Source organism: Corynebacterium sp. MSK032, assembly GCF_030232065.1.
Lineage (GTDB): Bacteria > Actinomycetota > Actinomycetes > Mycobacteriales > Mycobacteriaceae > Corynebacterium > Corynebacterium jeikeium_D.
Genome location: NZ_JASPJR010000002.1, coordinates 88,800 through 114,158 on the forward strand (window position 1 = coordinate 88,800; position 25,359 = coordinate 114,158).

Sequence of the window (25,359 nt, forward strand, 5' to 3'; positions counted from 1 at the left end):
CATGAACCAAGCAAATACAGTCGGCGATTATCAAGTATGGCCGGGTGAGCCTTACCCGCTCGGATCTACCTACGACGGCGCTGGCACCAACTTTGCGCTCTTTTCCGATGTCGCGGAAAAGGTGGAGCTTTGTCTGATTAGCGCCGAAGGCGAAGAAACACGCATTGCGCTGGAAGAAGTCGACGCGCATATCTGGCACTGCTACATCCCGTCCATCATGCCGGGCCAGCGCTACGCCTACCGTGTACACGGCCCATTCGATCCGGCAAACGGTAAGCGTTGTGACCCCAACAAGCTGCTGGTCGACCCATACGCCAAGGCTTTCGACGGCGAATTCGACGGTCACCCATCACTGTTCAACTATGACATTCATGACCACTCGAAGCGCAACACCGAGGACAGCCTGGGGCACACCATGACCTCCGTGGTCATCAACCCATTCTTCGACTGGGGCGCTGACCGCGCACCTCGCACGCCGTACAACGAGACCGTGATTTACGAGGCCCACGTCAAGGGCATGACCATGACTCACCCGGATATTCCGGAGGAGCTACGCGGTACCTATGCCGGTCTCGCTCATCCGGCGATTATTGACTACCTCAAGGACCTTGGTGCCACGGCTATCGAACTGATGCCTGTCCACCAGTTCCTCCAGGACGACCACCTGCGCGAAAAGGGGCTGCGCAACTACTGGGGCTACAACACCTTCGGCTTCCTGGCGCCACACCAGGACTACTCGGCTTCCCAAAAGCCAGGCGGCGCAGTCAGCGAGTTCAAGGGCATGGTGCGCGCATTTCACGATGCGGGGATTGAGGTTATCCTCGACGTGGTCTACAACCACACCGCTGAGGGCAACCACATGGGCCCAACCATCTGCTTCCGAGGCATCGACAACGAGGCCTACTACCGTTTGGTCGAAGGTGACCGACAGCACTACATGGACTACACCGGCACCGGTAACTCCCTGAACGTGCGCCACCCGCACTCCCTGCAGCTGATTATGGATTCGCTGCGCTACTGGGTCTCCGAGATGCATGTCGACGGCTTCCGCTTCGATTTGGCCTCCACCCTGGCTCGAGAATTCCACGATGTGGATCGCCTCTCCGCCTTCTTTGACTTGGTGCAGCAGGATCCGATTGTCAGCCAGGTCAAGCTCATCGCAGAGCCGTGGGATGTCGGCGAAGGCGGCTACCAGGTCGGTAACTTCCCACCGCAGTGGACTGAATGGAACGGTAAATACCGCGACACTATCCGTGACTTCTGGCGCGGTGAGCCATCCACGCTCGGCGAGTTCGCTTCGCGTATCACCGGTTCCTCGGACCTGTATGCAAACAATGACCGCCGCCCAACTGCGTCGATTAACTTCGTGACCGCGCACGATGGTTTCACTCTCAACGACTTGGTCAGCTACAACGAGAAGCAGAATATGGCCAACGGCGAGGACAACCGCGACGGCGAGTCCCACAACCGTTCGTGGAACTGCGGCGTGGAAGGCCCGACCGACGACGAGCGCGTTCTTTCTCTGCGCTCCCGTCAGCATCGTAACTTCCTGACCACTCTCCTACTGTCCCAGGGCACTCCGATGATTAGCCATGGCGACGAAATGGGACGTGGCCAGAAGGGCAACAACAACGTCTACTGTCAGGACAACCGTTTGTCATGGGTGGACTGGAATCAGACTCGTACTAACTCTGAACTGGTCGAATACACCCAGTTCCTGACTGAACTGCGTGCAGAACACCCAGTCTTCCGGCGCCGCCGCTTCCTGCGCGGTGGCCCGCTCGGTGCGGAAACCGATGATCGTGACATTGCCTGGCTGACCTATGAGGGTCGTGTCATGACTACCGATGACTGGAACTTCGACTTCGGCAAGTCGTTGATGGTCTGGCTCAACGGCGATGCCATCACTGAACCTGATCGCCGAGGTCACCGGATTGAAGATGACTCCTTCCTCCTGTGCTTCAACGCCCACCACGAGGACATCATGTTCCAAATTCCGGGCACCGAATACGCACACAGCTGGGAAGTCATCATCGACACCACAGAGATTACGGGTCGACCGACCCGCGAGCGCATCGTTGAGCCAGAAGGCGAGCTCCGCGTGCCAGCCCGTTCTACCATCGTGCTGATCGAGCGACACTAGCCGCGTCCGCGTTGGGTCCTACACAAAAAATCCCCTGTCGGCGGAAGACTTTTCTTCCACTGACAGGGGATTTTCGGCTCTGAGTTCAACTCAAAACAGGGTTTGGGTCAACACAGCACCGCGGGAGCCGAGCTGGCGTGAAGTCTTCTTACGCAGATGCGCGCATATTAAACTCCGCCTGAGAGTTCAACCAGTACTCCGGCTCGGTGTCAAAGTAGTCGGACAGTCGATTTGCGAGGTCAGTAGTGACCGCAGTGCGGCCGGTGCGAAAGCGCTCCAGAGTTGAGCTTGGCACGCCGATGGCAAGAGCCAGTCGGTAGATAGAGAGGTGTCGCGGCTCGAGGAAATTATCGTTCAAGATAGAACCAGGGTGCACAGGATGCGTGCTCAAAATGTTTACTCCTTATTTCATCGCTTCACTGGCATACGTTGTTTCCGCTTTGCCCTTCGCTTGAGCTCGAAAGCTCGAACGACCAGTTACCGCCGTTCGTCGAAAAGTATAAGGAGCGCCCGCTCAAAATGCATCCGGACATTTAACCTCCCAAAACATGTGGTTTTCAGGGGTACAGACACCCCCACTGTCCGAACACTCCATAAATATTCCTATTTCTGTGGACATTTCCACATTGTCGGAAGCCACATGTACTCGGCTAGAACCGCAGGTACCGCAGCCTCTATGGGGCTCAATCCGCCATCGGCGCTACCATCTAGTGCATGACTACGACCACGCCATCCTCCGAGCCCGCCGTCGTCTTCGAGCTCACCGGCGACACGGTGACTATTACCGCAGATGGGCTCCGCCTTACCCACACCATCAACACGGCTAGCACCGCCCCCGCGAAGCCCCTCCCGCTTGCCGACGTTGCCGAGGTCGCATCGGCAAGTAAAAACGGTGTCTACACTCCGGCCAACCGCTTCTTCCCCGGCACGGTAGACCTCGGAGTAACTTTGCCCAAGGCCCGTGTGATGTCTCATCGCCAGGCAGCGGCGCAGTTGCTGGCAGACCTCATGGCGGAGATGGCCAAGAATCCGGAGTTCTACAGCTCAGCAGATGCTTTTACTTCCACGTTGATGCCGTGGGTGGCACAGCGCGCGGCGGTCACCGAAGGCGTGAGTGTGGTTGAGGGCGCGGGCGACGTCGTAAAGCACTCTGTGCCTTTTGCGCCGCTTCCTTCGGGGGATGAGGTTGCGATGTCGGACATCGCACCGTTTGCCGCGTTCGATGTAGAGACAGCGAACGAAGACACCGGCTCGATTATTCAGCTTGGCGTTGCGGTCGTGCGTGGCGGGAAGGTGACGGAGCGTTATTCCTGGATGTGCCGTCCGCCAAAGGGGTTGGAGTATTTTGATGAAGCCAATGTCGCGATTCATGGCATCACGGCAGCAGATGTGGCCGGTGAGCCGTCATTTCCGGAGCAGCTGGCGAAGTTTGTTGACATCGTCGGGGATTTGGACGTAGTTGCTCACAATGCGCGGTTTGATTTCACAGCCCTGTCGCGGGCGTGCCGGGCTGAGGGCGTCGCGGCACCAAAGTTGAATTTTGCGTGTACTTATATGTGGGCTCGGCAGATGCAGTTGGGGCTGCCCAACTTGAAGCTGCCGACGTTGGCGGAGGCCGCTGGAGCGTCGCTGGAGAATCATCATGATGCGACGGCGGATGCGGTCGCATGTGCTGAGGTAGCGCTGTGGTTGATGGAGCAGCAGCACGCGACATCGGTGGCTGATTTGAGCAAGAAGGTCTCGCTGAGCTTGGGCCAGATTGGCAGTGGACGAGTGCGGATGGTGCGCTATGACCCGTCTGGTGTCGCCAGCACTGGAGCCGGGACCAACGCGGGAACTGGTACTGGTGCTGGTGCGCAGTCCGGCAGTTCCGCGCCGTCACGTCGGCCGCGTCGCAATGCGAAGTGGGATGCGGCCAAGACACCGGACACCGTTCCAGACCCGAATCCGGACGCGGATCCAAGCGGCCTGCTGTACCAGCAGCGGGTGACGCTGACCGGCGATTTTGCCCCGTATGACAAGGGCTTTCTGTGGGATAAGATCGCCTTTGCAGGTGCGAATATCAATAAGGGTGTCACGAAGAAGACGACAATTTTGGTCGCCGGTCCGTGGGATTCGGTGACGTCGAAGGAGAAGAGGGCTCGACAGCTGCAGGCCGAAGGCCAGGAAATCCAGATTTGGACTGAGAAGGAGCTCTTCACCGCACTCGGGCTGAATCCGGAAGAGGATGGCGCGTCCGAAGCAGGAGACACTGCGGAAGGGACACCTAGCGCCAGCGCCGGAAACAACTCCAGTGAGTCGGTTCCGTTGTTCGGTTCTACTTCCCTGCCCGGCGATGACGGAATGCCACCCTTCTAGGCCACGTTCACGAGAAGAAATTCGCATTCGGACGGCAGGCGCAGACTCTGGGGCTAGCTGCTGCCACAGCGGTCAGGCAGCAGCTTTTCCTGGTGGGCGGTATAAAGGGGAACATGAGTCGCCGACCAATTACGTCCACCTACCGTCTCCAACTCCGTGGCCCCAAGGCCGACCCAAACGGGCGCGCTTTCACGTTCGCTGACGCGGCTGAACAGGTCGGCTACTTGGCAGACCTCGGAATTTCACACCTGTATCTGTCGCCTATCCTCACCGCCGTACCGGAGTCTAACCATGGCTACGATGTCATCGATCCGACGACGGTGAACCCGGAGCTCGGCGGCATGGAAGAGCTGCAGAAGCTCGCGCAGGTGGCGCACAAGGCCGGTCTGGGCATCATTATCGACCTGGTACCGAACCACCTCGGTGTTGAGGAGCCCAAGCTCAATGCCTGGTGGTGGGACGTTCTGACCTATGGCAAGGATTCTCAGTTCGAGCCATACTTCGACATCGACTGGCACGAGGACAACGGTGCCAACGGCAAGATGGGGTTGCCGATTCTGGGCTCCCCGGAGGATATCGACAAGCTGGAGCTCGACACGTCTGGTGACGAGCCACTTCTGCGTTACTACGACAATGCATTCCCGGTGCGCCCCGGCACCGAGGACGGCACCCCGCAGGAAGTACATGATCGCCAGGCCTATCGCCTGATGTACTGGAAGGACGGGGTCATTGGCTACCGTCGATTCTTCAGCGTCAACGGTCTGGCCGGCATCCGCCAGGAAAACCCGGTGGTATTCGAGCACACACACCGCATCATCCGCGAGCTGCTAGCTGCGGACATCATTGACGGTGTCCGCATTGACCACCCAGATGGCCTCAGCAACCCATTCGGATACCTCAGCGAGCTGCGCCGTCTACTCGGCGATGACAAGTGGCTGGTTATCGAGAAGATTCTGGGTGCCGAAGAGCCACTGGATCCGAGGCTCCAGGTTGACGGCACCACGGGTTACGACGCCCTGCGTGAGTTCGACAATGTCTTCGTCAACCGCGACTCCCGAGACGCCATGAGCATGTTGGCTCTGCAGCAGTCCGGTTCAACCTGGGACAAGACTGCCGTGCAGGCAACTGCGCAGGCTCTCAAGCACGATGTCGCTGCTCACGAGTTGGCTGCAGAAGTCCGTCGTCTAGCACGTGCCCTGCGCCGCGATAACTGGTCTATCAGCGGTACCAGCGTCAGCGATGAGGTACTTATCGACACCATCTGCAAGCTGGTCGCTGCCATGCCTGTCTACCGTTCGGACTATGTCTCCCTGTCGCGAGTGGCTTCCACGGTCATTGGTGAGATGGCAGCGCGTTTCCCCTCGCGTGTCTTTGCTCTCGACCTCATTTCGGCAGGTTTGGTAGCCGGTGGTGAGGCCGCCACGCGGTTCGCGCAGGTCTGTGGTGCGGTCATGGCAAAGGGTGTCGAAGACACGACCTTCTACCGCGCCTGCCGCCTGATCAGCCTGAACGAAGTCGGCGGTGATTTGGGTCGCTACGGCATGTCGGCGGCGGAGTTCCACCTGTTGCAGTCGGAACGTGCTCGCCTCTGGCCACGAACCATGACCACGCTGTCCACGCACGACACCAAGCGCGGCGAAGATGTCCGAGCCCGCATCCTCCAGCTCTCCGATGTCTCCGGCGACTGGGCTGAAAATGTCCGCAACTGGATGGCCATCACCCCCGCCCCGGACGATGCCACCGGCTACTTCCTGCTGCAGAACATCATCGGAGTCTGGCCGACCGACGGCGTGATTACCGATGAACTGCGCGAACGCCTCCACGACTACGCCATTAAGGCCATCCGCGAGGCAGATGTGCACACCTCCTGGACGGAGCCGGTCGAGGAGTTCGAACTCGGCATCCGCAGCTGGATTGACGCGCTTCTCGACGGCCCCCTGACCGACTCCATCACAGAGTTCGTCCGCTCCATTGCGCCAGCTGCCCTGACCACGTCACTGTCGCGCAAGCTCCTCCAGCTTGTCGGCCCCGGCATCCCCGATACCTACCAGGGGACGGAGTTCACAGAGGACTCCCTGGTTGATCCTGACAACCGCCGGTTCGTCGACTACGATGCGCGCGTCGCGGCGCTGGATAAGGTTGCTCGCGATGAGGTCACGTCGGTAACTAAGAGTCCAGAGCACCCAGCTGAGCTGCCGGAGGACTTTACGGATGCCGATGCGGACGTCGCAAAGCTGATGGTGACTCACCACGGAGTGAAGCTGCGTGCGGAACGCCCGGAGTCCTTCGTCGGCGGCGCCTACCAGCCAGTATTCGCCGTGGGTGTCGGCGAGCGTCATTTGGTCGGTGCAGCACGTGGACCGAAGGGCGAGCCGGAAGATGTTATCGCGCTGGTGACGCGCCGTCCGCTGGGGCTGCAACGCGAAGGCGGTTGGGGCGACACTACAGTGACACTTCCCAAGGGATTCTGGACCGACCGTTTCACTGGCCATACTTGGTCCGGCACCATCGCCGTGGCTTCTCTGTTCAGCTCCTTCCCAGTAGCACTGCTGGTACGCGAGGACGATGACGACTAATCGAATGAAGGATTCGCTTCCCGACGATTCCCGCGACCAGACCCGCAAGACTCAGTTGGCGGAGGATCGAGAGGTTACACGTGCACTGCAGTCGAAGTACGACTCGTGGGCAACTCGGCACCCCACCGCCGCGCAGGACTTTGTCGATGCGATTAAAGAGATTCTCTCCGATGCCGGTTTGGCCTTTGACAATGTCACGGCGCGGGTGAAGTCTTTCCGCTCATTGCGGCAGAAGGCCCTGCGTCGTGAAGCGGACGGCAACTACGTCTACCCTGACCCGTGGCACGGTATCCACGACATCATCGGTGTGCGTGTAACCACGTACCATTCGACGGAGATTCCCGCGATCATGGATGCGCTGGGAGATTCGCTGACTGTGCTGCGTAGGATTGACAAAACCGCGGAGACACGAATCAGCGGCCGGTTGGGATACGGCTCCCAGCACTTGATCTGCAAGGTGTCGACGGCGGCGCCGTCAGAGCTAGCTCCATATGCGGATATGCAGTTTGAGGTGCAACTGCGCACTGTGCTGCAGCATGCGTGGGCGGAATTTGAGCACGATATTCGCTATAAGGCCCCTGAGGGAGCGACAGACCCGCGGATTGATCGAGCTTTTGCGCTGGCCGCTGGCCTTATTGAGCTCGCGGATCAGCAGTTCGACCAAGTCGTTGCCGTGCTGGAGGAATCCACGCCGGACGATTCCGCGCAGGGAGAGGGCAAACAGCCCTCAGCTCCGGCAAAGACCACAGCCGATGACATTGTGGTGACTGAGGAAACCCTACCCGGCGTGCTGACGATGCTGCTTCCAGATGCGCCCCGATCGAAATCAGAACATTACGGCTGGGCAGAAGAACTGCTGGAGCGCAATGGCATTCGCACTGTCGGGCAGCTGCGAGAGCTACTTAATCCGCAGCGCCTCAGCGCGGTAAGCAAGGCCATGAAGTACCGCTTTAACCCAGGCCATGTGCGTGTTATCGATGACCTACTACTAGCGGCTCGCGGTGAAAAGCACATCAAGGCCACTGCAGATACCAGCCATAACCCGAAGCGTCGACCAGCCCGTTTGCGCGCACGGTTGCAGCAACTAGCGGAGGCCGGGATGCCTATGAGCGACGTCCCCGAAGACGATCGAGCTGACGGCGATCGCGCTTCGTAGGCCGCCCGGCACCGCGGTCGCGCGTCGGCATCGATGCGAGAATCTCCCTCGGGGGCGGCGGCGGAGAGTGGTCGATATAGCACTGCCTGGCCACCGGAGCTCCGACCCGCTTCTTCACCGTCTTGGTGACCTCAACAATGTGTTCGCGGTGGTTTGCCCACAGTCGCACTCTGTCCCCGGGGACGACCAGAACTGAGGGTTTCACGGCTTCGCCGTTGACTTTGACGTGGCCGCCACGGCACGCATCTGCGGCCAATGAGCGAGTTTTCAGCAACCTGACCGCCCAAATCCAGGCATCGATACGCACTGGTTCGGTAGACAATTGCTGCTGAGCAGGCATTTACTGCGGATCCTTGTAGTTCACAATCCGCTGAACCTTTTGCCAATTGAGAAAACCACCGACCAGGCCGACTACTGCCAGGATGAGGAATAGGGACATGCTTCCGGCTAGAAGTCCGAGCACTGCACCGCCGACGACACCGCTGCCTGCCCACACAACGGCATTGCGGGAGTACTTTCGCACCGCGTTCTTACGGAGCTCAATGGGGTTCTGAGGTTGGGGCTGAAGATAGCTCATGGAGTACATATTAGAGCGTTCTGGTCGCCCTGACGCATCGCATAGGTCGATAGGGCGTACAATTCGGGAAAAATTTCTACAGCTATAGCAAACCTGCTAGATATTCCTATTTGGGTAGGTAATTAACACAATGGCGTAGGTTGATTGCTAGTGTTAGTCCTATGACAGAAACTGTCCGCCCCCGCCACCGCATGGTCGACCGCGTTGCGGCGATCCTCGAACTCGTTGCGCGCTCTAACGAAGGTCTAACCCTCACTGACATCGCCCACACGCTGAACTATCCGCTCAGTACCACGCAGGGCCTTGTCAACGGTCTGACTGTGACAGGTTACCTTGACGAGTCCAACAAGCGTTACACGCTCGGCATGGCGCCGTTTCTGCTCAATGTCATGGCCGGTCGTCGCATGGTCAACGTTCCGACGGCTGAGCTCGAGGCGATTCACAACGAAACTGGCTTGATTACCGTGCTGGCACTGCCGGTTGGTGGCAAGCTTTTCTACCTCAAAACCGTCGGTGAATCCATGCGCTACCAGTACCTGACGGAGAACTTCCTGCCGCGCTCGCTGTTGCGCACCTCTGCAGGTTGGGTTTTGATGAGTCGGTTTGAAAAGCGCGAACTGTGGTCCTACCTGAACTCCGCGCGGCCGGAAGACCAGGTCTATGTGGATGATTTCCTCCGCCAGGCCGGGGAAATCGCAGAGACCGGCGTCTGTGCTGCCCCGGGTATTGCCGAAGGCGGTGGCGTTGACGGTGTCTCTATCGCAGTGGAGGAAGACGGTGCTACTGTCGCGGCAGTCTGCGTTTTCGGTCGGCCAGAAAAGATTGCGGAAAATAAGGACGAACTGGTGGAAATTCTCAAGCGCCATCGCGGCGCACACAACGGCGAGGAATCCCCGAACCAGGGTTAGCGGCTGTTAAGCGCGCAGCTCCCACCAGATTTCGCCACCGTCCGTAGACGGCTCGCTAGCTCCCTTAGTCAGCGCCTGCATTTCGCCGTCAAGCTGGGCAATCCCATCGGCAGTCACCGCGATGGAAAACTCCACGTTCTGGCCCCACCGCGTTTCCACGATCTCATAACCACGAGCACGCAATTCCGCTTCGATGCGACCGGCATCTGCGGCGGAGACACTCACTACTCTCAAGGCTCTTTGCACGCGCCGCATGCGCGTGACTTTTTCTAGACACTCTGAGACCGAATCCGAATAGGCCCTCACAAGCCCACCCGTGCCTAATTTGATGCCGCCAAAATAGCGGATCACTACGGCGGTGACATTCGTCATTCCAGAGCCCTGGAGCACATCGAGCATTGGGCGCCCTGCCGTGCCGCCAGGTTCACCGTCATCTGAGGATCGCTCCACCCGATTCCCTCCGACGACCTCATGAATGTATGCGCTGCAGTGGTGGCGAGCATCCGGGTACTCCGCCTTGGCCAAATTGATGACCTCTCGGGCGCTGTCTTCGTCGTCAGCACGCGCGATCCACGTGATGAAGCGAGATTTCTTAATCTCGATTTCATTCGTGACGATGTCACCGCCGGCGGGGACAATCAGCTCGATGTCGCGCTGCTTCTGCGTCGCTTCGGTCGAAGTGGATGGCTCGGTGGTCATAGTGTCCATTGTTGCCTATGGGCTTCGTGCACACCCAATCACCGTCGCTCGCTACTATCTCGACTTCACCTTGGACTCACCTCAAATACGCGGTGTTCGAAAACGGTTCCCCTGTGCCAATCCGCTGACTGACCTACCATGGTGCCCATGAGCAACTACCGAGTCTGGGCCCCGTACGCTTCCGAAGTCCGTCTGCTGTTGGGCAATCCTGACGCGCCAGCGATTTTTGATATGCATCCAATCGCTGACGCCACCGATGGCTACGGCGCCAACTCTGGTTGGTTTGAAGCTGATGTGGCTCGTACACCGGGGGATCGCTACGCATTTTCGCTGCGGGCACATGCGGGATTCGGCGCGCCTGACGACGAATCGGGGGACGGCTCCTCCCCTGCTGTCGGTGACTGGACAATACCGCTGCCAGATCCGCGTTCCCAGTCGCAGCCGGATGGTCCGCATGGTTTCTCCGAGGTCGTTGACCTGGGTGCCTATAAGTGGAAGGACTCGGCCTGGTCGGGCCGGATTCTGCCAGGAGGTCTGATTTATGAGCTGCATGTGGGCACCTTCAGCGATTCTGGTGATTTCGAAGGTTTGGTGGAACATCTAGACCATCTGATTGAGCTGGGGGTAACACATATTGAGCTGATGCCAGTGCAGCCTTTCGGTGGTGACCGTAATTGGGGCTATGACGGTGTGTCCTGGCACAGCGTGCACGAGGGCTACGGTGGCCCGCGGGGTCTACAGAAGCTGATTGATACGTGTCACCGAAAGGGTTTGGCTGTCATCTTGGATGTGGTCTTTAACCACTTTGGTCCAGACGGCAACTATGTGGGATTTTTCGGCCCCTACACCGCTGGTGGTTCGACGGGTTGGGGTGAGGTTGTCAATCTCACTGGCGACAACTCTGATGAGGTGCGTGCGTATATTTTGGATGCAGTGCGCCAATGGCTGGTGGATTACCACGTCGACGGTCTTCGTCTGGACGCGGTCCATGCCCTGCATGACGAGGGGGCATTCCACATTCTGGAGCAGATGCAGGTTGTCGCAGACACTGTCGCAGCCGAGACTGGTATTCCGCGTTCTTTGATTGCAGAGTCCGACCAGAATGATCCGCGTTTGGTCCGCCCGCGCGCTGCAGGTGGCTTTGGCCTCAACGCTCAGTGGGATGATGACGTCCACCATGCACTGCACACGCTGGTCTCTGGCGAGGACCACGCCTACTACTCAGACTTTGGGTCGGTGGAAGCGCTAGCTAGTGCTTTGGAAACTGGCTTCTGGCATACGGGCACAATGTCGACGTTCCGTGGTCGCACTCATGGTCGTCTCTTCGACCTGTCTGTACAGCCCATGCATGCTTTCGTAACGTACACGACCACACATGATCAAACGGGAAACCGCGCTGTCGGTGACCGTCCGTCGATGAACCTCACTCCGGCGCAGCAGGTTTTAAAGGCAGCAGTTATCGCCTGCAGTCCTTTCACCCCGATGCTCTTCCAAGGTGAGGAATGGGGCGCCTCTACCCCGTTTGCTTTCTTCTGTTCCCATGAAGATCCGGAGCTGCAACGGCTCACGCGCGAGGGACGCCTACGTGAGTTTGCCCGTGCCGGGTGGGATCCGAAGGAGGTATCCGACCCATCGGATCCAGAGACCTTCCACCACTCGAAGCTCAATTGGCAGGAGGTCTCGGAGGGCTCGCACGCCACTATTCTGGCGGCCTACCGCGATCTCTTCGCGCTGCGGAAGTCCCACCCGTCGCTTCGCACTCCCTGGTCGGCATCTGTGGTGACTGAGTATGACGAGGACAATCGTTGCCTCGTCGTTGTGCGCAGCCAGGATGAGCGCGAAATGGGTGCCCGAAACTCGGATGCCTTTGAAACTGTCGCTTTGGTGGCGAATTTCTCCGACGCCGAAACCAGCGTCAGCCTGGATTCCGAGTTCGGTTCCGCCCACCTGCTGCACACTTTTGAAGACGCAGCAGCCAGCATCGTCAATGACGAAGCTGCCGGTCCCGAAATCTCGCTTCCAGCGTGGGGCTACGCTGTCGTCTCGCTCAGCTAGTCAGCCGGACTTTCAGCCTCGGTGTCGGACTCTTCCTCATCCGCTGCACCCGACTCGGGTGCTGGCCACGGCAACTCGGTGACATCACCGTGGAGGACGTGAGCCACCAACGCGTCTGCGATGAGAATATCGCTCATCACCAACGTCGGAACCAGGTCCGCCAGCTGAGCCCACATCGGAATCAGCTCACGGACAGCGGCGACACTGGCATCAGAGTTCTCAGCCTGAGTACGAGCCAATACGCGGGCAGCCACTGCAATAAGCAGTGACGTTCCCGGCACCAGAGTCCAGTGCAGCGAAGGATCATCCGCATCGATGCCGTCGAGCTTGTGGAAGCGCACATTGACCGCCTTGCGCAGTCGTGGAGACGCCTTCGATACCGTCTTAAACAACACCCGAGAGGCGGCGGCAAGCTGGGTCATGACACCGGATTCCACAATCTCAGCACGATTGCGTACCACTTCGTAGATTGCGGTGAAGCGAGCGTCATCGTCGGTCAGCGGACCCGGGACCATGCGGTAAGGATCAAAGACCTGCGACAGAATAGCGCTGGCCTGTGCTTCCGGCAGCGAGGTAATCTGCACCGAGCTCTGGTCGATAGTAGCGGACTCCAGGGTGGTGTCCTGGCCGCTGGCAGCAATGTCCAGCAGTCCCTGGCCACCAGTTGTGCGCAGGTAATCCAGCTGACGAGAACGGTCCACGCTCTCATCAGTGAGATCCGCCAATGCTGCCAATGCACCGAGCCACGGCACACGGCGACGCCCCGGCACTGGCTTAGTAGCGCTGAAGTCTCCCAGCACGAGTCCGGAGGCGATAAACATACCCGGCTGATCGTCGAGCGCGATGACTGAACGGTTCAACGCTGCCAGACCGGCGCGTGGTTCGGCACACAAGATCGCACCCAACCTAGGTGCGGCCAGCAGCGGATTCGCCTGCACCATGTCGGTTGCACGACCAGCCCGCAAGGTCGCCAGTAGTGTCCACAAACGTGCGAGCTGATCCTGATTTAGCTCGCCCCACAGTTCCTGCGCGCGAGCAACGGGATCGGTGTCCTCGCCATCGAGGTCGATAGCCTCTGCATCATCGACATGATTCAGAATGGTCGACCCGGCCGCCGGCCACTGCGGGTGGCGTTCCTTTTCCACACCGAGAGTCACCTGCGCGACAAATGGGCCAAGGCCGCGGAGTTCGGCGGGAAGCTCGCATTCGCCCTCTACGACTTCCAGGGCGACGGGTTCGCGCCACGGCTGACCGGCGGCCCAGAGCCACAGGGTCATCGGCAAGTGCGAAACGTCGTCAGCGACATCAACCTCGATGATGTCAGTGGCTTCATCGTTGAAGGCAATCTGGCGGATGGCATCGCGGGAGGAAGCCTCCACCAGTGGTACAGACAGGCGCTTCCGTCCCGTCACACGTGTCCAGTCCAAACTGATGCGCAGGGCCTTCAGCAGGGAGATACGGTCGGCAAACTTGCCGAACTCCGCGTAGCCAGTATCGCCGAAACGCTTGATGGGGACACGACAGATGTCGCGCTCACCGCTGGAAACTGCAACATGCGCATGGCGCAACTCGCCCGGGGCATTGACGACAATCTTGCCGAAGGCATCGACACGCTTCGGGCGGGTGACCAATGTAGTGGTGCGGCGGGCGACGGATTCGTCGGCAAGCGGAACCTCAAACTGCAGCGTGCCTGGCGTGACCTGCAACTGCAGCCATGCGCCTTCTTCGGTGGAAAGCTCGACGGTACCTGTGACTTCGTCCGCCCCGAGGCGTACGATAGCGGGCTCGGCGTCAAGCGGCTTGTCACCGGAGACAACGCGGATGTCGGCGGGGCTCAGCCCGTCGATGGTTGGGATGCGGAAGCCGTCGCCACCACCGCTGTAAGTAATCGTGAGGTCTGCCTGCTCGGCAATGGCGAAGTGCTTCTGGAAGCTGCGGCCACGCGGATTGACCAGGCGAACCACGAACTCGCCGACCCACGGATAATCATCATCGGTAAGGATCTCAACCTCGCCACCCGCGGCGGGCACCTCGAGGTCATAGACCATGACGGAATCCGTGGTAAACGCACCATAGCCACCAAAATCGGTGACAATGGCGCGCCAGGACTCGTCCTTACCGGACAGCGTCGGCGGGAACACAGCGACCGGCCCACCGGCGTAAACCGGGGTGCCGTAGGCAGACACCGTGCCGTCGAGACGTGCGTGGGGCATGGTCATTCGCGGTTGCCGCTGCGGTGATGCCGAGCGAACCTCGCCAGCCGCCCCGGACCGACGAACCTGAACTGCATGAACATCGCGAAGGTCGATCTCAGCGACTTGCCACAGCTCCCAGTTAAATGGGCGCGGGTCCGATAGCAATGGCACCTCAGCGCCTGTGACGGGGTCAACGAGTGTGGCATCAACCGGGTAGACCACCGTAGCGGACGTCGAGTGTAGCGAGACCTTGTCTGTGACTGACTGACCGTCGGCACCGAAAATGAGAATCGGGTCCTCAGTGCTAATCGCGGGGACTCGCCAGTGCTTCTCATCGCCGATTTCCACCAGCACATCGCGCACCGGCTCATCGATGGTCACCACTGGACGCGGCAGCGAATCCTGCAGGCCCACCACCGGCGTCGTTGCTACCGTGCCGCCGAAGGTGACACGCCAGGTCCGTCCCGCCGGATCCAGCGGCGTCGGTAGCTGTACGCCAACGGTCTGCGTCAGCTCATCGAAGTACAGCTGCGGGCGGCCGGTCGTTGCCACCACGCCCACGGCTTCACGACGATTCGCAGTACCCGCCGGACGCATACGCAGCTCTTCACGCGCAGCGGCCACCAGAATAGGCGGCAGCCCCGCATCGAGCTGGCCGAGTTCTTCCCGAGCCTCCCAGTTGGCCGGATCAGCGGCGGTGGCAATGGCATAGCCGAGGGTTGCCTTAAACAACTTGTGCGCCTGACGAGGTGCCGTCCTGGCCAACTGACGCAGCGCCAGTGGGTAGACACCATCTTCCGCCTCTGCGATTTCGGTCAGCAGCTCCTCGAGCAGCGGATGAACCTTCGACAGCGCCTGTACCAGGTCATTTGATGAAGGGTCGGATAGCTCCGATACGCCGGCAAGTTCCTCGCAGCGCTCGATAATCAGTGGCATCACTGATAGCTGCACACCCGCGTGCAGAAGAAGCACCTGCGCTGCCCGCTGCAGCGGATCCGCGTCGGCCTGGCTGCTGTCGACGTCGTTAGGCAAACCAGCATTGGCCAGCATTGTCGGCACTGCGGCGGCGAGGTGCTCGATGAGCGCGCCGGTAGTGTCAGCGTCTGGATCCAGCTGCAGAGCGGCTGGCCAGTCCAGCCACATTTCGCTTGCCGACGCAACACGCGCGGCGCGTCCTACCAGCGAGGCAAGGGTGACCAGCGGGTGATTGTCAACGACACTCTTCGCAGCTTCAATATCGGCAGCAGTACCACCCACCAGATGATGGGCCAGGAGCGTTCCCAGGAAGCGGTCGATACGCTCAACCTCGTCCATCGCCAGCCCTGACCAGACAAACAGTGGCTCAACTTTGGCCTGTGTGGCGGATTCCAGCAGACCCGGAATCCGGGTGGCCAGGTCCTGCTCTGCGGCAGCCAGCCACATTTCGACAATCACGGTATTTTCCACTCGGACACCCTGGTCGACACTGCTTGCCCCAGTCATAGTGGGTGGACGCTCCCCTTCGCTACAAAGCTTGCTCGAAAAGATTCATTTAATTAACGAAGCTGGGAGGACTTCCTCGGAGGTTTCCCAGCTGGACCCAGCAAGTCTAGGTCAAAAAGTCATACTCTGGTGTGCCGGGTACCAGTCGGCGGCACTTCAGCGGCGAGGCATCCATGCGTGCCAGCAATTCCTCGAGGTCAGAGGCACGACGTAGCTCAATACCGACAAGAGCCGCGCCAGTTTCGCGGTTGTTGCGCTTGAGGTACTCGAACTGCGAGATGTCGTCATCCGGGCCGAGAACATCGCTGAGGAACATACGCAGCTGGCCGGGCTTCTGCGGGAAGTTGACCAGGAAGTAGTGCTTGAGGCCGCGGTAGACCAGCGAGCGCTCCATGATCTCGGCATAGCGCAGCACGTCGTTATTACCGCCCGAGATGATGCAGACAACAACCTCGTCCGGTTCAAACTGCATCTGCTCCAGAGCTGCCACAGACAGCGCACCGGCCGGCTCAGCGATGATCCCTTCGTTCTGATAGAGATCCAGCTGCGCCTCACAGACCGCGCCCTCCGGCGCAATCATCGGATGAACGCGGTTGCGGTTGGCCTCCAGGATGTGCCATGGCAGGTCACCGAAACGGGCCACCGCGGCGCCATCGACGAACGGATCGGTGTGCCCCAGCGTAATCGGGCCATTGTTCTCCAGGGCTGCGCGCATGCAGGCCGCACCCGCAGGTTCCACACCCATGACCTGGGTGTTCGGCGACATATCCGACAGGTAAGAGGTGACACCGCTGAGCAGACCACCGCCACCGACCGGTACGCAGATGGTATCCAGAGTCAACCCCTGACCGGAGAGCTGCGCAATAATTTCAGCTGCGACAGTGCCTTGTCCGACGATGGTGTTGAAGGAGTCGAATGGCTCCACCATGGTGGCACCAGTGCGCTGTGCGTCAGCACGCGCCGCAGCGGCGGCCTCATCGAAGGAGTCCCCGACAACGACAATCTCAACGGCATCGCGGCCGTGGTAAGCGATACGGTCGCGCTTCTGCTTCGGCGTGGCATTGGGCACATAGATGCGCCCCTTAATACCCAGCTGGCGGCAGGCATATGCCACGCCTTGAGCGTGGTTTCCTGCAGATGCCGCAACGACGCCTGCTGCTCGCTCTTCGTCGGTAACCTGAACCATGGCGTTGTAGGCACCGCGAATCTTGTACGAGCGCACGTCCTGGAGGTCTTCCCGCTTGAGGAATACCTTTGCACCGGTGATTTCGGAAAGACGTGGGCTGAACTGCAGCGGAGTGGCCGCAATAACCGAAGAAATTCGTGCCTGCGCAATCTGAATATCGGCCGCGTGAACAAGTCGGCGTTCGGTCTGGGAAGCAGGCACAGAATTCTCACTCATGAGCTATGACTCTACTCGGTCATACAACCGGTTGCGACAATCAGGGCCGCGATAAGCTACCCCAAAATGCTGGCCCCAATCGTCGCCTTCAGATCACCAATCAAGCTGGCGTCCCGGTCGACCCGCAAGTGCTCGCCGAGAACCAAAGTGGTGTGGGAATCGCCGTCGACAAGCTTGAGGTAAACGTCGGAGTCGCCTGGGTTGTCCAGCAGTACTGACTTCAGCTTGGCAATCATCTCCGGAGTGCACTGATCAGTGCGCATGGTCAGACGCAGCGGCGCCGAAGTGGAGCCATTGCGACCAAGGTCCGGCAGCTTCAGGTCATCACAGACCACACTCATGCGGTCATCGCGGTACTGAACGCGGGCACGAATAAGCACGATGGCGTCTTCAGCAATGCTGGTGGCAATCATCGCGTAGGTTCTCGCAAAAGCCATAACTTCCACGCGCGCGCCGTTGTGGTCCTCAATACCGATAATCGCCCAGGGCTGGCCGTTCTTATTCACGCGACGGTCAACGCTAGAGACAATGCCACCAATAGTGATTTCGGTGTTGTTAGCGACTTCCCCACCGACGACCGTGGTCAAAGCGGTATCGGTCTGCGCGGCCAGCGATTCTTCGAACCCATCGAGTGGATGACCGGAGACATAGAGGCCCAGCATTTCTCGTTCCAGGGTCAGCTCGTGCTTGCGATCCCACTTTTCATCCGGCACACGGATTTCAAAGATGCTCTCCGATCCGGTGTCCTCTTCCCCACCGAAGCCCGCAAACAGGTCGAACTGTCCCTTGTCTGCAGCCTTCTTGGTCGACAGCACCGAGTCAATGGCCTCTTCGTGAATGAGCGCAAGGCCCTTTCGTGGGTGCCCCAGCGAGTCGAAAGCGCCGGCCTTAATCAACGACTCGGTGATGCGCTTGTTACACGGCAGCGTCTCAATCTTGTCCAGGTAGTCCGAGAACGACGTGAACTTGCCCTTCTCCTCGCGCGTCTTCACAATCGACGCGACCACATCATGGCCGACGTTGCGGATAGCGCCAAGGCCGAAGCGAATATCCTCACCGACCGGCTCGAAGTCCATACCCGACTCATTGACATCCGGCGGCAGCACCTTAATGCCAAGGTGTCGACAGTCCGACAGATAAATAGCCAGCTTGTTCTTATCATCCGCCACCGAGGTCAACAGCGCCGCCATGTACTCAGCGGTGTAGTTGGCCTTCAGATACGCGGTCCAGTAGGACACCAGGCCGTAGCCCGCCGCGTGAGACTTGTTAAACGCGTACGAGGCGAAGGGCAGAATAATATCCCACAGCTTCTGGACAGCATCCTTAGAGAAACCATTTTCCAACATGCCGCCTTCGAAGTTCACGAACTCCTTGGCCAGCACCTCGGGCTTCTTCTTACCCATGGCCTTACGGAAACCATCTGCTTGGCCCGCGGTGTAATTCGCCAGCTTCTGCGAGATCTTCATGATCTGCTCCTGGTACACGATCAGGCCGTGTGTTTCTTCCAGGATTTCTTTCAGCTGCTCATCCAGTTCCGCGTGGATGGCGTTATAAGGCTTGCGACCATTCTTAATATCCGCGTAGTCAAAGTGCGCGTTCACACCCATCGGCCCCGGACGGTACAGCGCCAGCGATGCCACGATGTCGTCGAAGCCCGTTGGCTGCATGCGTTTGAGCAGCTCACGCATTCCGCCACCATCGAGCTGGAACACACCGAGGGTGTCACCGCGCGACAGCAGCTCATAGACCTTCGGATCATCGGTCTGAAGGTCATCGAGCAGAACTGTCTCGCCTCGGTTGGACTTGATGTGCTCAATACAGTCACCGATAACCGTCAGGTTTCGAAGACCCAGGAAGTCCATCTTCAACAGACCGATGGCCTCACACGCCGGATAGTCCCAGCCAGTGATAATCGCGCCGTCAGCCTGTCGCTTCCACATCGGGATGTGATCCAAGAGTGGCACCGACGCCATCACCACGGCACAGGCGTGCACGCCGGTCTGCCTAACGACGCCCTCGAGACCACGAGCCGTCTCGTAAATTCGAGCCACATCCGGGTCGGTTTCAATAAGCTGACGAACCTCGGCGGCCTCGCCGTAGCGTGGGTGCTCCGGGTCGACGATGCCGCTCAGCGGAATGTCCTTAGCCATAATCGCAGGTGGCAGCGCCTTAGTAATGCGGTCTGCAATCTGGTAACCCGGCTGACCGAACTGCACACGCGCCGAGTCCTTCAGAGCCTGCTTGGTCTTCACCGTACCGAAGGTGACCACCTGCGCCACCTTGTCTTCGCCCCAGCGATCGGCGGCGTAGCGAATCATTTCATCGCGGCGGCGGTCATCGAAGTCGATATCGATATCCGGCGCGGACGGGCGCTCTGGGTTCAGGAATCGCTCGAAGAGAAGACCGTGCTCAATCGGGTCGATATTGGTGATCCACGTCGCGTATGCAACCAAAGAACCGGCAGCGGAACCACGCCCCGGACCGACCTTGATGCCCACCTCACGGGCATGGCGGATCAACTCCGCCACGATAAGGAAGTACGACGGGTAGCCCTTACCGTCAATCACCTCAATTTCGTACTCCGCGCGCCGGATGTACTCCTCCGGTACCTCGCGCCCTTCAAAGCGCTTGCGCAGCCCCTCCATCACGTTGTGATGCAGCCATGTCGTCGGCGTCTCCCCTTCCGGAACGTCCGCCTTCGGCATGCGATCGTGCGGGTGCTCCTCCCACAGCTCGTCGTAGTCCTCGACGCGCTCTGCGATGAGCAGCGTGTTATCGCAGGCACCCGGGACTAGGTGATCCCAGGTCGCGCGCATTTCTTCGGCGGACTTAATAAAGTAGCCGTCACCGTCGAACTTAAAACGGTCCGGGTCATTGAGCGTCTTACCCGTCTGCACACAGAGCATAGCCTCGTGAGCCTTGGCCTGGTCACGGGTGACATAGTGGCAGTCATTCGTAACCAGCGGCGGCAGGTTCAGCTTCCGGCCAATCTCCAGTAGCTCACTGCGCACACGGGTCTCAATATCCAGCCCGTGATCCATCAGCTCAAGGAAGTAGTTTTCCTTGCCGTAGATGTCCTGCCACATCCCGGCGGCCTGCAGAGCCTCGTCGAACTGCCCCAGACGCAGACGCGTCTGCACATCACCCGACGGGCAACCAGTGGTCGCGATAATGCCCTCGGCGCGTTCTGCCACCAACTCGGCATCCATACGCGGGTACTTACTAATTTGTCCCTCATACGATGCCATCGACGACAGGTAGAACAGGTTCCGCAGACCCTGCGCATTCGCAGCCAACATGGTCTGGTGCAAGTAGGAACCGCGACCCGAGACGTCGTCTCGACGCTGATGCGGTTCACCCCACTGAATGCGCTTTTTATTAAAACGGCTCTCCGGCGCCATATATGCCTCAATGCCGATGATTGGCTTGATGCCCTTGGACTTCATCTGCCGATAGAACGCATTCGAGCCAAACATATTGCCGTGGTCGGTGACACCGACCGCAGGCATTCCCTGTCGCGCAACCTCGTCGGCGAGCAAATCAATCTTCGCCATACCGTCGAGCATGGAGTACTCGGTGTGATTGTGGAGGTGCACGAAGGAGGAGTTAGCCATGAGTCCAGATTGTAGACAATCCCCCGGACTGAACAAGATTCCTTCGAACACCCAAAATGAAGCAGCCCCTTATGCCTGCACAGTTATAGCTAAAGACGTGTGCAACATCACTCTTACTTTTCCTTTACTTTTCAAAACCAGTTAACAATACTCGACACCACGGTTCGTGAGGAAGTTCTCATGTTTTCCTCGCGGCCACAAAGAAACGCACTGCCCTCGAGCAAAGAACCAAAGGAGCAATACAGTGTTCGCACCACTTTCCGATGGCCACTTCACCTACTTCCCCAAGCCCGAGCTTGACGAGGTTCTTGCAACCATCGACCGCCGCCCAGTTGCCGCCGGCTACCTCATCGATGGCGATGTCATCACCTCCAACATGGATGCCGCCCGCTACAGCTGGCTGGTCTAAAAGGGCGCAGACCTGGAAAATTCTGACTTTCTTTTCAAAATCAAAGACAGTACAGGTTTTCAATGATTACGTTTTAGGGCATGAAACTTTCTCGAGCTTCTGCCCCGGAGTCCTCGGACACATCCCGCCCGGCTCCGACATCGATGTCTCACCTGCCTGAAGCGCTGCCGCCGCAGACGCCCCAGACAGCCCGCCCGCCACTAGCTACCGACACGCTGCTTAACTGCACTTCCCTTCCTGCAGTCGTCGTCGACCTCGCGGCGGTCGAAGCCAATGCCCGCGATATGCTCCGCCGTGCAAACGGGATGCCTATCCGCGTGGCCTCGAAATCGATTCGCATTCCACAGCTTATTTCGCACGTCCTGGCCTTCCCCGGTTTCCAGGGCGTGCTGGCATATTCACTGGCAGAGGCGCTGTACCTATTCCGAGAAGGCATTAGCGACGACATCGTCGTCGCCTACCCAACTCTTGACGCCCGCGCTATCTCAGAGCTTGCCGACGATGATGCAGCGCGTGCCGCCATCTGCGTCATGGTTGACCGTCCCGAGCATCTGGAGGCGCTGGCGTCGTCGGCAAGCGAAAATGCGCCAATCCGCGTGTGCATGGACGTCGACGCATCCTTTCGTCCCCTCCCCGGCGTGCATATCGGTACGCTGCGCTCAAGCCTGTTCTCGCCGAAGCAGGCAGCGGCGTTTGCCAAGCAGATCATTGCCCACCCGGAGCTGCAGCTGGCCGGAATCATGATGTATGAGGGACACATTGCCGGAGTGGGCGATGCCGGAAACTCCCTGCGTGCGCGCGCAATTCGAGTGATGCAGGCCGTCTCAAAGAAGGAATTGGCAAAGCGCCGCGCGAAGGTTGTCGCTGCAGTCGAGAAAGTGGCGGGGCCGCTGGAGTTTGTCAACGGTGGTGGCACGGGGTCGCTGGAGTCGACGTGCGCCGAGGCCGCAGTCACCGAGGCAGCGGCGGGGTCGGGGTTCCTGGCACCAACCCTCTTCGATAACTATCGCGCATTCAATCTGCGCCCGGCGTCCTGGTTTGTGTTGCCGGCGACGCGACGCCCTAAGAAGGGCGTGGTCACGGTGTCCGGCGGTGGTCGAATTGCCTCTGGACCGGCGGGAGCTGACCGGCTGCCAACCCCCTGGTACCCCACTGGCCTGCGCTACGCGGCAGAGGAAGGACCAGGTGAGGTGCAGACTCCGCTGCTCGGCAAGACCGCCGACGCAATTTCGCTGGGAGATCCCGTGTGGTTCCGCCACGCCAAGGCCGGCGAAATAGCCGAGCACACACAAGAAGTCATTGCAGTTCGAGATGGCGCCATCATCGCCCACTGGCCCACGTACCGAGGAAAGGGATTGATCTTCACATGAGCAATTCACGCAACAACGCCCGCTTCACAGTCTCTACAGTTGAGTCCCGCGTACCACGCGTACGTCGGCGTGCGCAGGCAAAAGCCGTCGCCAACTCTCATTGGAGCAATTGGGCGCACACGCAATCGTGCACCCCGTCCTACACTCATCAGCCGCACGATGATGAGGGCGTTATCTCGGTAATTAAAGCGGCGAAGACCGAAGGAACTACGGTGCGCCCGCTAGGGGCCGGTCATTCTTTTACTTCCGTGGCCACCACCGATGGGCACCGCATTCAACTCGATCGCTGCTCTGGTCTGGTCGAACTCGACGCCGCCAACCAGACCGCCACGCTGCGTGCCGGCACTCGCTTGCGCGACACTCCAGGTATTCTGCGCCCGCTCGGTTGGGCACTTCCCAACCAGGGCGATGTCGATCCGCAGTCGCTGGCCGGTGCTATCTCTACTGGCACACACGGCACCGGGCTTGGATTCACCGGCTTCGCAGGCACCGTGAAAGGATTCAAGATTGTCACCGCGGATGGCGTCGTCAGGCACTGCCATCCGGACGCTGAGGGAATCGACGGCGAGCTCTACCGCCTCGGACGGCTGGGACTGGGTGTCTTCGGCGTGCTTACGGAGGTCACGATGTCCGTCGTGCCAGCGTTTGATCTGCACGCCGACGAGCACCGCGAAGAGTTTGATTCCCTGCGCAAGAGTTTCGCCGAGCGCTGCAAAGAAGCTGACCACCTGGAGTTTTTCTGGTTCCCGGGACAGCGCGAGACGCTGGTCAAGCACAATACTCGCATTGAACCGCAGCGCCACCGCCGCCCGAGCCGCAATAGCCTGAAGCAGCGCCTGGGCAGCGCGCGTACGTATCTTAACGACGAAGTCGTCAACAACATGGGACTCTTGGCGTGCTGCGAGATTGCTAAGGCCATTCCCGCTACGACCGATACCATCAACCGGATTGCCACCAACACCGTGCCAGAGCGCAGCTACTCCAATGAGGCGCACAAGGTCTTTGTCTCGCCGCGCCGAGTGCGTTTTTCCGAGATGGAGTACTCCGTCCCGCTCGAGGCCGCTTCCGATGTCCTCGGGGAAATCCGCGACGCGATTGCCCGCAAGAGGATGAAAGTCTCCTTCCCCATCGAGGTGCGCTCCGCGAAAGCCGATGATGTGGCCCTATCCACTGCGTACGGTCGCGACAGTGCCTACATCGCCATCCACCGCTACTGGAAGGAAAATTATCGAGAGTACTTCAACCTCATCGAGCCGATTTTCAAGGCCCACGAAGGTCGCCCGCACTGGGGCAAATTGCACACGCTTCGCGCGGAGGATTTCGCGGAACGTTATCCGCTGTTCGGCGAGGTCCAGGCACTACGGGAAAAGGTCGACCCGCAGGGAATCTTCCTCAACGAGCACCTGCGCGAACTTTTCTGCTAATTATCTGCCGGCTTTACGACGTCCCGGGTAACCGCCCCATCCGCCTGGTCAGCGGCATCGTCGGAAACCGCGGCCGGTTCAACACCGGCCTTGCGGAGTTCCCGGCGAACCCGACGCTGCCGGAGCATCTTCAAGATGAGGTCGCAGATGAACAGCGCGACGGCACCCCAGATGATGAAGAACCCGATCCAGCGCTCCGGTTCGAGCTGCTCGCCCAGCACAGTGACTGCCAGGGTGATTTGGAGAACCGGAGTGAGGTACTGCATCAGACCCAAGGTGGCCAGCGGCAGGCGTTTGGCACCTTCGCCGAAGAGCAGCAACGGAATGGCGGTAGCAACACCGGCGCTCATCATGAGCAGCGTGTGGCCTGTTCCTTCGGAGCTAAACGTGCTCTGCCCGTTGTAGGTCAACCAGAGGATGTAGGCCAGAGCAATCGGTGTGATTACGGCGGACTCGGCCGTCAGCGAAGCTGCGGAGGAAAGCGATACCCGCTTCTTCATTAGTCCGTAAAAACCGAAACTGAACGCCAGCGCCAGCGCACCCAACGGCGGATGTCCCACACCAATTGTGAGAACAATGACCGCAATGGTTGCCAGGATGACACTGCCGAGCTGCAACCGCGAGATGCTTTCACGGAAGAAAATCATCGCCAACAAAACGCTGACCAGCGGGTTGATGAAGTAGCCGAGCGCGGCCTCCGCCACCTGCCCATTGTTGACCAGGTAGACGTACACACCCCAGTTGACGGAGATCAACAGTGCGGCAATAAAAATAGTGCCCCAGGTCTTGGCACTCGCGGCCTTCAGCTCTGGCCATGCGCGCATGAAGCTGAGGGCAATGACCATAAAGACAAGGGTCCAGACGAATCGGTGCGCCAAAATCTCTACGGCCCCTGCTGGTTCCAGCAAGGGGAAATAGAGCGGAAACAGCGCCCACAAAAGGTACGCACCGAATGCCTGAATCACTGTTGACTGACTCCTTTTCGTTCTTG

17 protein-coding genes are annotated in these 25,359 nt (G+C 59.5%); 9 read left to right on the forward strand and 8 right to left on the reverse strand.

Features of this window, described 5'->3' with window-relative positions:
• Position 1: 1 nt before the first annotated feature.
• Positions 2-2,143, forward strand: coding sequence for a glycogen debranching protein GlgX (gene glgX / locus QP995_RS01625; RefSeq protein WP_070841043.1), 2,142 nt, complete (start codon positions 2-4; stop codon positions 2,141-2,143).
• 148 nt (positions 2,144-2,291) lie between these two features.
• On the opposite strand, the gene QP995_RS01630 is transcribed toward glgX, so the two are convergent.
• Positions 2,292-2,534 (reverse strand): HigA family addiction module antitoxin, encoded by a 243-nt coding sequence (locus QP995_RS01630; protein WP_005510305.1) that lies wholly within the window; start codon positions 2,532-2,534, stop codon positions 2,292-2,294.
• 323 nt (positions 2,535-2,857) lie between these two features.
• On the opposite strand from QP995_RS01630, the gene QP995_RS01635 reads away from it, so the two are divergent.
• From QP995_RS01635 to QP995_RS01645, 3 genes are all read left to right on the forward strand, one after another.
• The gene (locus tag QP995_RS01635) at positions 2,858-4,501 is read left to right on the forward strand and encodes an exonuclease domain-containing protein (protein WP_284852850.1); all 1,644 of its coding nucleotides are present in this window, start codon (positions 2,858-2,860) and stop codon (positions 4,499-4,501) included.
• A gap of 113 nt (positions 4,502-4,614) precedes the next feature.
• Positions 4,615-7,077, forward strand: a complete 2,463-nt coding sequence (gene treY, locus QP995_RS01640; protein WP_048734725.1) for a malto-oligosyltrehalose synthase — start codon at positions 4,615-4,617, stop codon at positions 7,075-7,077.
• On the forward strand, positions 7,067-8,233 hold the full coding sequence (locus QP995_RS01645) for a GTP pyrophosphokinase (RefSeq protein ID WP_070566032.1): 1,167 nt from the start codon (positions 7,067-7,069) through the stop codon (positions 8,231-8,233). The genes treY and QP995_RS01645 overlap by 11 nt, the downstream gene beginning before the upstream one ends.
• Here QP995_RS01645 and QP995_RS01650 read toward each other — a convergent pair.
• Both QP995_RS01650 and QP995_RS01655 read right to left on the reverse strand, forming a co-directional pair.
• Positions 8,181-8,573 (reverse strand): RNA-binding S4 domain-containing protein, encoded by a 393-nt coding sequence (locus QP995_RS01650; protein WP_080969602.1) that lies wholly within the window; start codon positions 8,571-8,573, stop codon positions 8,181-8,183. The genes QP995_RS01645 and QP995_RS01650 overlap by 53 nt on opposite strands.
• Complete coding sequence (locus QP995_RS01655; protein ID WP_005510313.1) at positions 8,574-8,819, reverse strand: hypothetical protein; 246 nt, start codon at positions 8,817-8,819, stop codon at positions 8,574-8,576. It abuts the gene before it with no gap.
• A gap of 152 nt (positions 8,820-8,971) precedes the next feature.
• Between QP995_RS01655 and QP995_RS01660 the strand changes: the two genes are divergently transcribed.
• Entirely contained in the window at positions 8,972-9,718 is a 747-nt protein-coding gene (locus QP995_RS01660) for a helix-turn-helix domain-containing protein (RefSeq protein WP_016422973.1), read from the forward strand.
• A gap of 6 nt (positions 9,719-9,724) precedes the next feature.
• Here QP995_RS01660 and QP995_RS01665 read toward each other — a convergent pair whose 3' ends face one another.
• Complete coding sequence (locus tag QP995_RS01665) at positions 9,725-10,426, reverse strand: YigZ family protein (protein ID WP_370449640.1); 702 nt, start codon at positions 10,424-10,426, stop codon at positions 9,725-9,727.
• A gap of 129 nt (positions 10,427-10,555) precedes the next feature.
• On the opposite strand from QP995_RS01665, the gene treZ reads away from it, so the two are divergent.
• Positions 10,556-12,472, forward strand: a complete 1,917-nt coding sequence (gene treZ / locus QP995_RS01670; RefSeq protein WP_070429574.1) for a malto-oligosyltrehalose trehalohydrolase — start codon at positions 10,556-10,558, stop codon at positions 12,470-12,472.
• Here the strand turns inward: treZ and QP995_RS01675 are convergent.
• The 3 genes from QP995_RS01675 to dnaE all read right to left on the reverse strand — a co-directional run bounded on the left by QP995_RS01675 (position 12,469) and on the right by dnaE (position 21,165).
• On the reverse strand, positions 12,469-16,149 hold the full coding sequence (locus QP995_RS01675; RefSeq protein ID WP_187404135.1) for a hypothetical protein: 3,681 nt from the start codon (positions 16,147-16,149) through the stop codon (positions 12,469-12,471). The two genes, treZ and QP995_RS01675, sit on opposite strands and share 4 nt — an antisense overlap.
• Positions 16,150-16,255: 106 nt before the next feature.
• A complete protein-coding gene (ilvA, locus tag QP995_RS01680) occupies positions 16,256-17,551 on the reverse strand; it encodes a threonine ammonia-lyase IlvA (protein WP_049190440.1) in 1,296 nt (431 codons plus the stop codon).
• A gap of 56 nt (positions 17,552-17,607) precedes the next feature.
• Complete coding sequence (dnaE, locus tag QP995_RS01685) at positions 17,608-21,165, reverse strand: DNA polymerase III subunit alpha (protein WP_016422978.1); 3,558 nt, start codon at positions 21,163-21,165, stop codon at positions 17,608-17,610.
• Positions 21,166-21,409: 244 nt separating this feature from the next.
• On the opposite strand from dnaE, the gene QP995_RS01690 reads away from it, so the two are divergent.
• The 3 genes from QP995_RS01690 to QP995_RS01700 all read left to right on the forward strand — a co-directional run bounded on the left by QP995_RS01690 (position 21,410) and on the right by QP995_RS01700 (position 24,368).
• Positions 21,410-21,574, forward strand: a complete 165-nt coding sequence (locus QP995_RS01690; protein WP_016422979.1) for a hypothetical protein — start codon at positions 21,410-21,412, stop codon at positions 21,572-21,574.
• Between the two features lie 80 nt (positions 21,575-21,654).
• Positions 21,655-22,944 (forward strand): alanine racemase, encoded by a 1,290-nt coding sequence (locus QP995_RS01695; RefSeq protein ID WP_049190443.1) that lies wholly within the window; start codon positions 21,655-21,657, stop codon positions 22,942-22,944.
• Complete coding sequence (locus QP995_RS01700; RefSeq protein ID WP_048734784.1) at positions 22,941-24,368, forward strand: D-arabinono-1,4-lactone oxidase; 1,428 nt, start codon at positions 22,941-22,943, stop codon at positions 24,366-24,368. The genes QP995_RS01695 and QP995_RS01700 overlap by 4 nt, the downstream gene beginning before the upstream one ends.
• Here QP995_RS01700 and rarD read toward each other — a convergent pair.
• Positions 24,365-25,333: an EamA family transporter RarD gene (gene rarD / locus QP995_RS01705; protein WP_049193996.1), complete on the reverse strand. Its 969-nt coding sequence runs from the start codon at positions 25,331-25,333 to the stop codon at positions 24,365-24,367. The genes QP995_RS01700 and rarD overlap by 4 nt on opposite strands.
• Between the last annotated feature and the right edge of the window lie 26 nt (positions 25,334-25,359).

Bases quoted from the DNA above. Each gene is read 5' to 3' on its own strand.
- QP995_RS01665 (WP_370449640.1), bottom strand. From the start codon at position 10,426: ATGGACACTATGACCACCGAGCCATCCACTTCGACCGAAGCGACGCAG.
- QP995_RS01695 (WP_049190443.1), top strand. From the start codon at position 21,655: ATGAAACTTTCTCGAGCTTCTGCCCCGGAGTCCTCGGACACATCCCGC.
- QP995_RS01650 (WP_080969602.1), bottom strand. From the start codon at position 8,573: ATGCCTGCTCAGCAGCAATTGTCTACCGAACCAGTGCGTATCGATGCC.
- QP995_RS01700 (WP_048734784.1), top strand. From the start codon at position 22,941: ATGAGCAATTCACGCAACAACGCCCGCTTCACAGTCTCTACAGTTGAG.
- treZ (WP_070429574.1), top strand. From the start codon at position 10,556: ATGGTGCCCATGAGCAACTACCGAGTCTGGGCCCCGTACGCTTCCGAA.
- ilvA (WP_049190440.1), bottom strand. From the start codon at position 17,551: ATGAGTGAGAATTCTGTGCCTGCTTCCCAGACCGAACGCCGACTTGTT.
- QP995_RS01645 (WP_070566032.1), top strand. From the start codon at position 7,067: ATGACGACTAATCGAATGAAGGATTCGCTTCCCGACGATTCCCGCGAC.
- QP995_RS01635 (WP_284852850.1), top strand. From the start codon at position 2,858: ATGACTACGACCACGCCATCCTCCGAGCCCGCCGTCGTCTTCGAGCTC.
- QP995_RS01675 (WP_187404135.1), bottom strand. From the start codon at position 16,149: ATGACTGGGGCAAGCAGTGTCGACCAGGGTGTCCGAGTGGAAAATACC.
- QP995_RS01655 (WP_005510313.1), bottom strand. From the start codon at position 8,819: ATGTACTCCATGAGCTATCTTCAGCCCCAACCTCAGAACCCCATTGAG.
- glgX (WP_070841043.1), top strand. From the start codon at position 2: ATGAACCAAGCAAATACAGTCGGCGATTATCAAGTATGGCCGGGTGAG.
- QP995_RS01660 (WP_016422973.1), top strand. From the start codon at position 8,972: ATGACAGAAACTGTCCGCCCCCGCCACCGCATGGTCGACCGCGTTGCG.
- dnaE (WP_016422978.1), bottom strand. From the start codon at position 21,165: ATGGCTAACTCCTCCTTCGTGCACCTCCACAATCACACCGAGTACTCC.
- treY (WP_048734725.1), top strand. From the start codon at position 4,615: ATGAGTCGCCGACCAATTACGTCCACCTACCGTCTCCAACTCCGTGGC.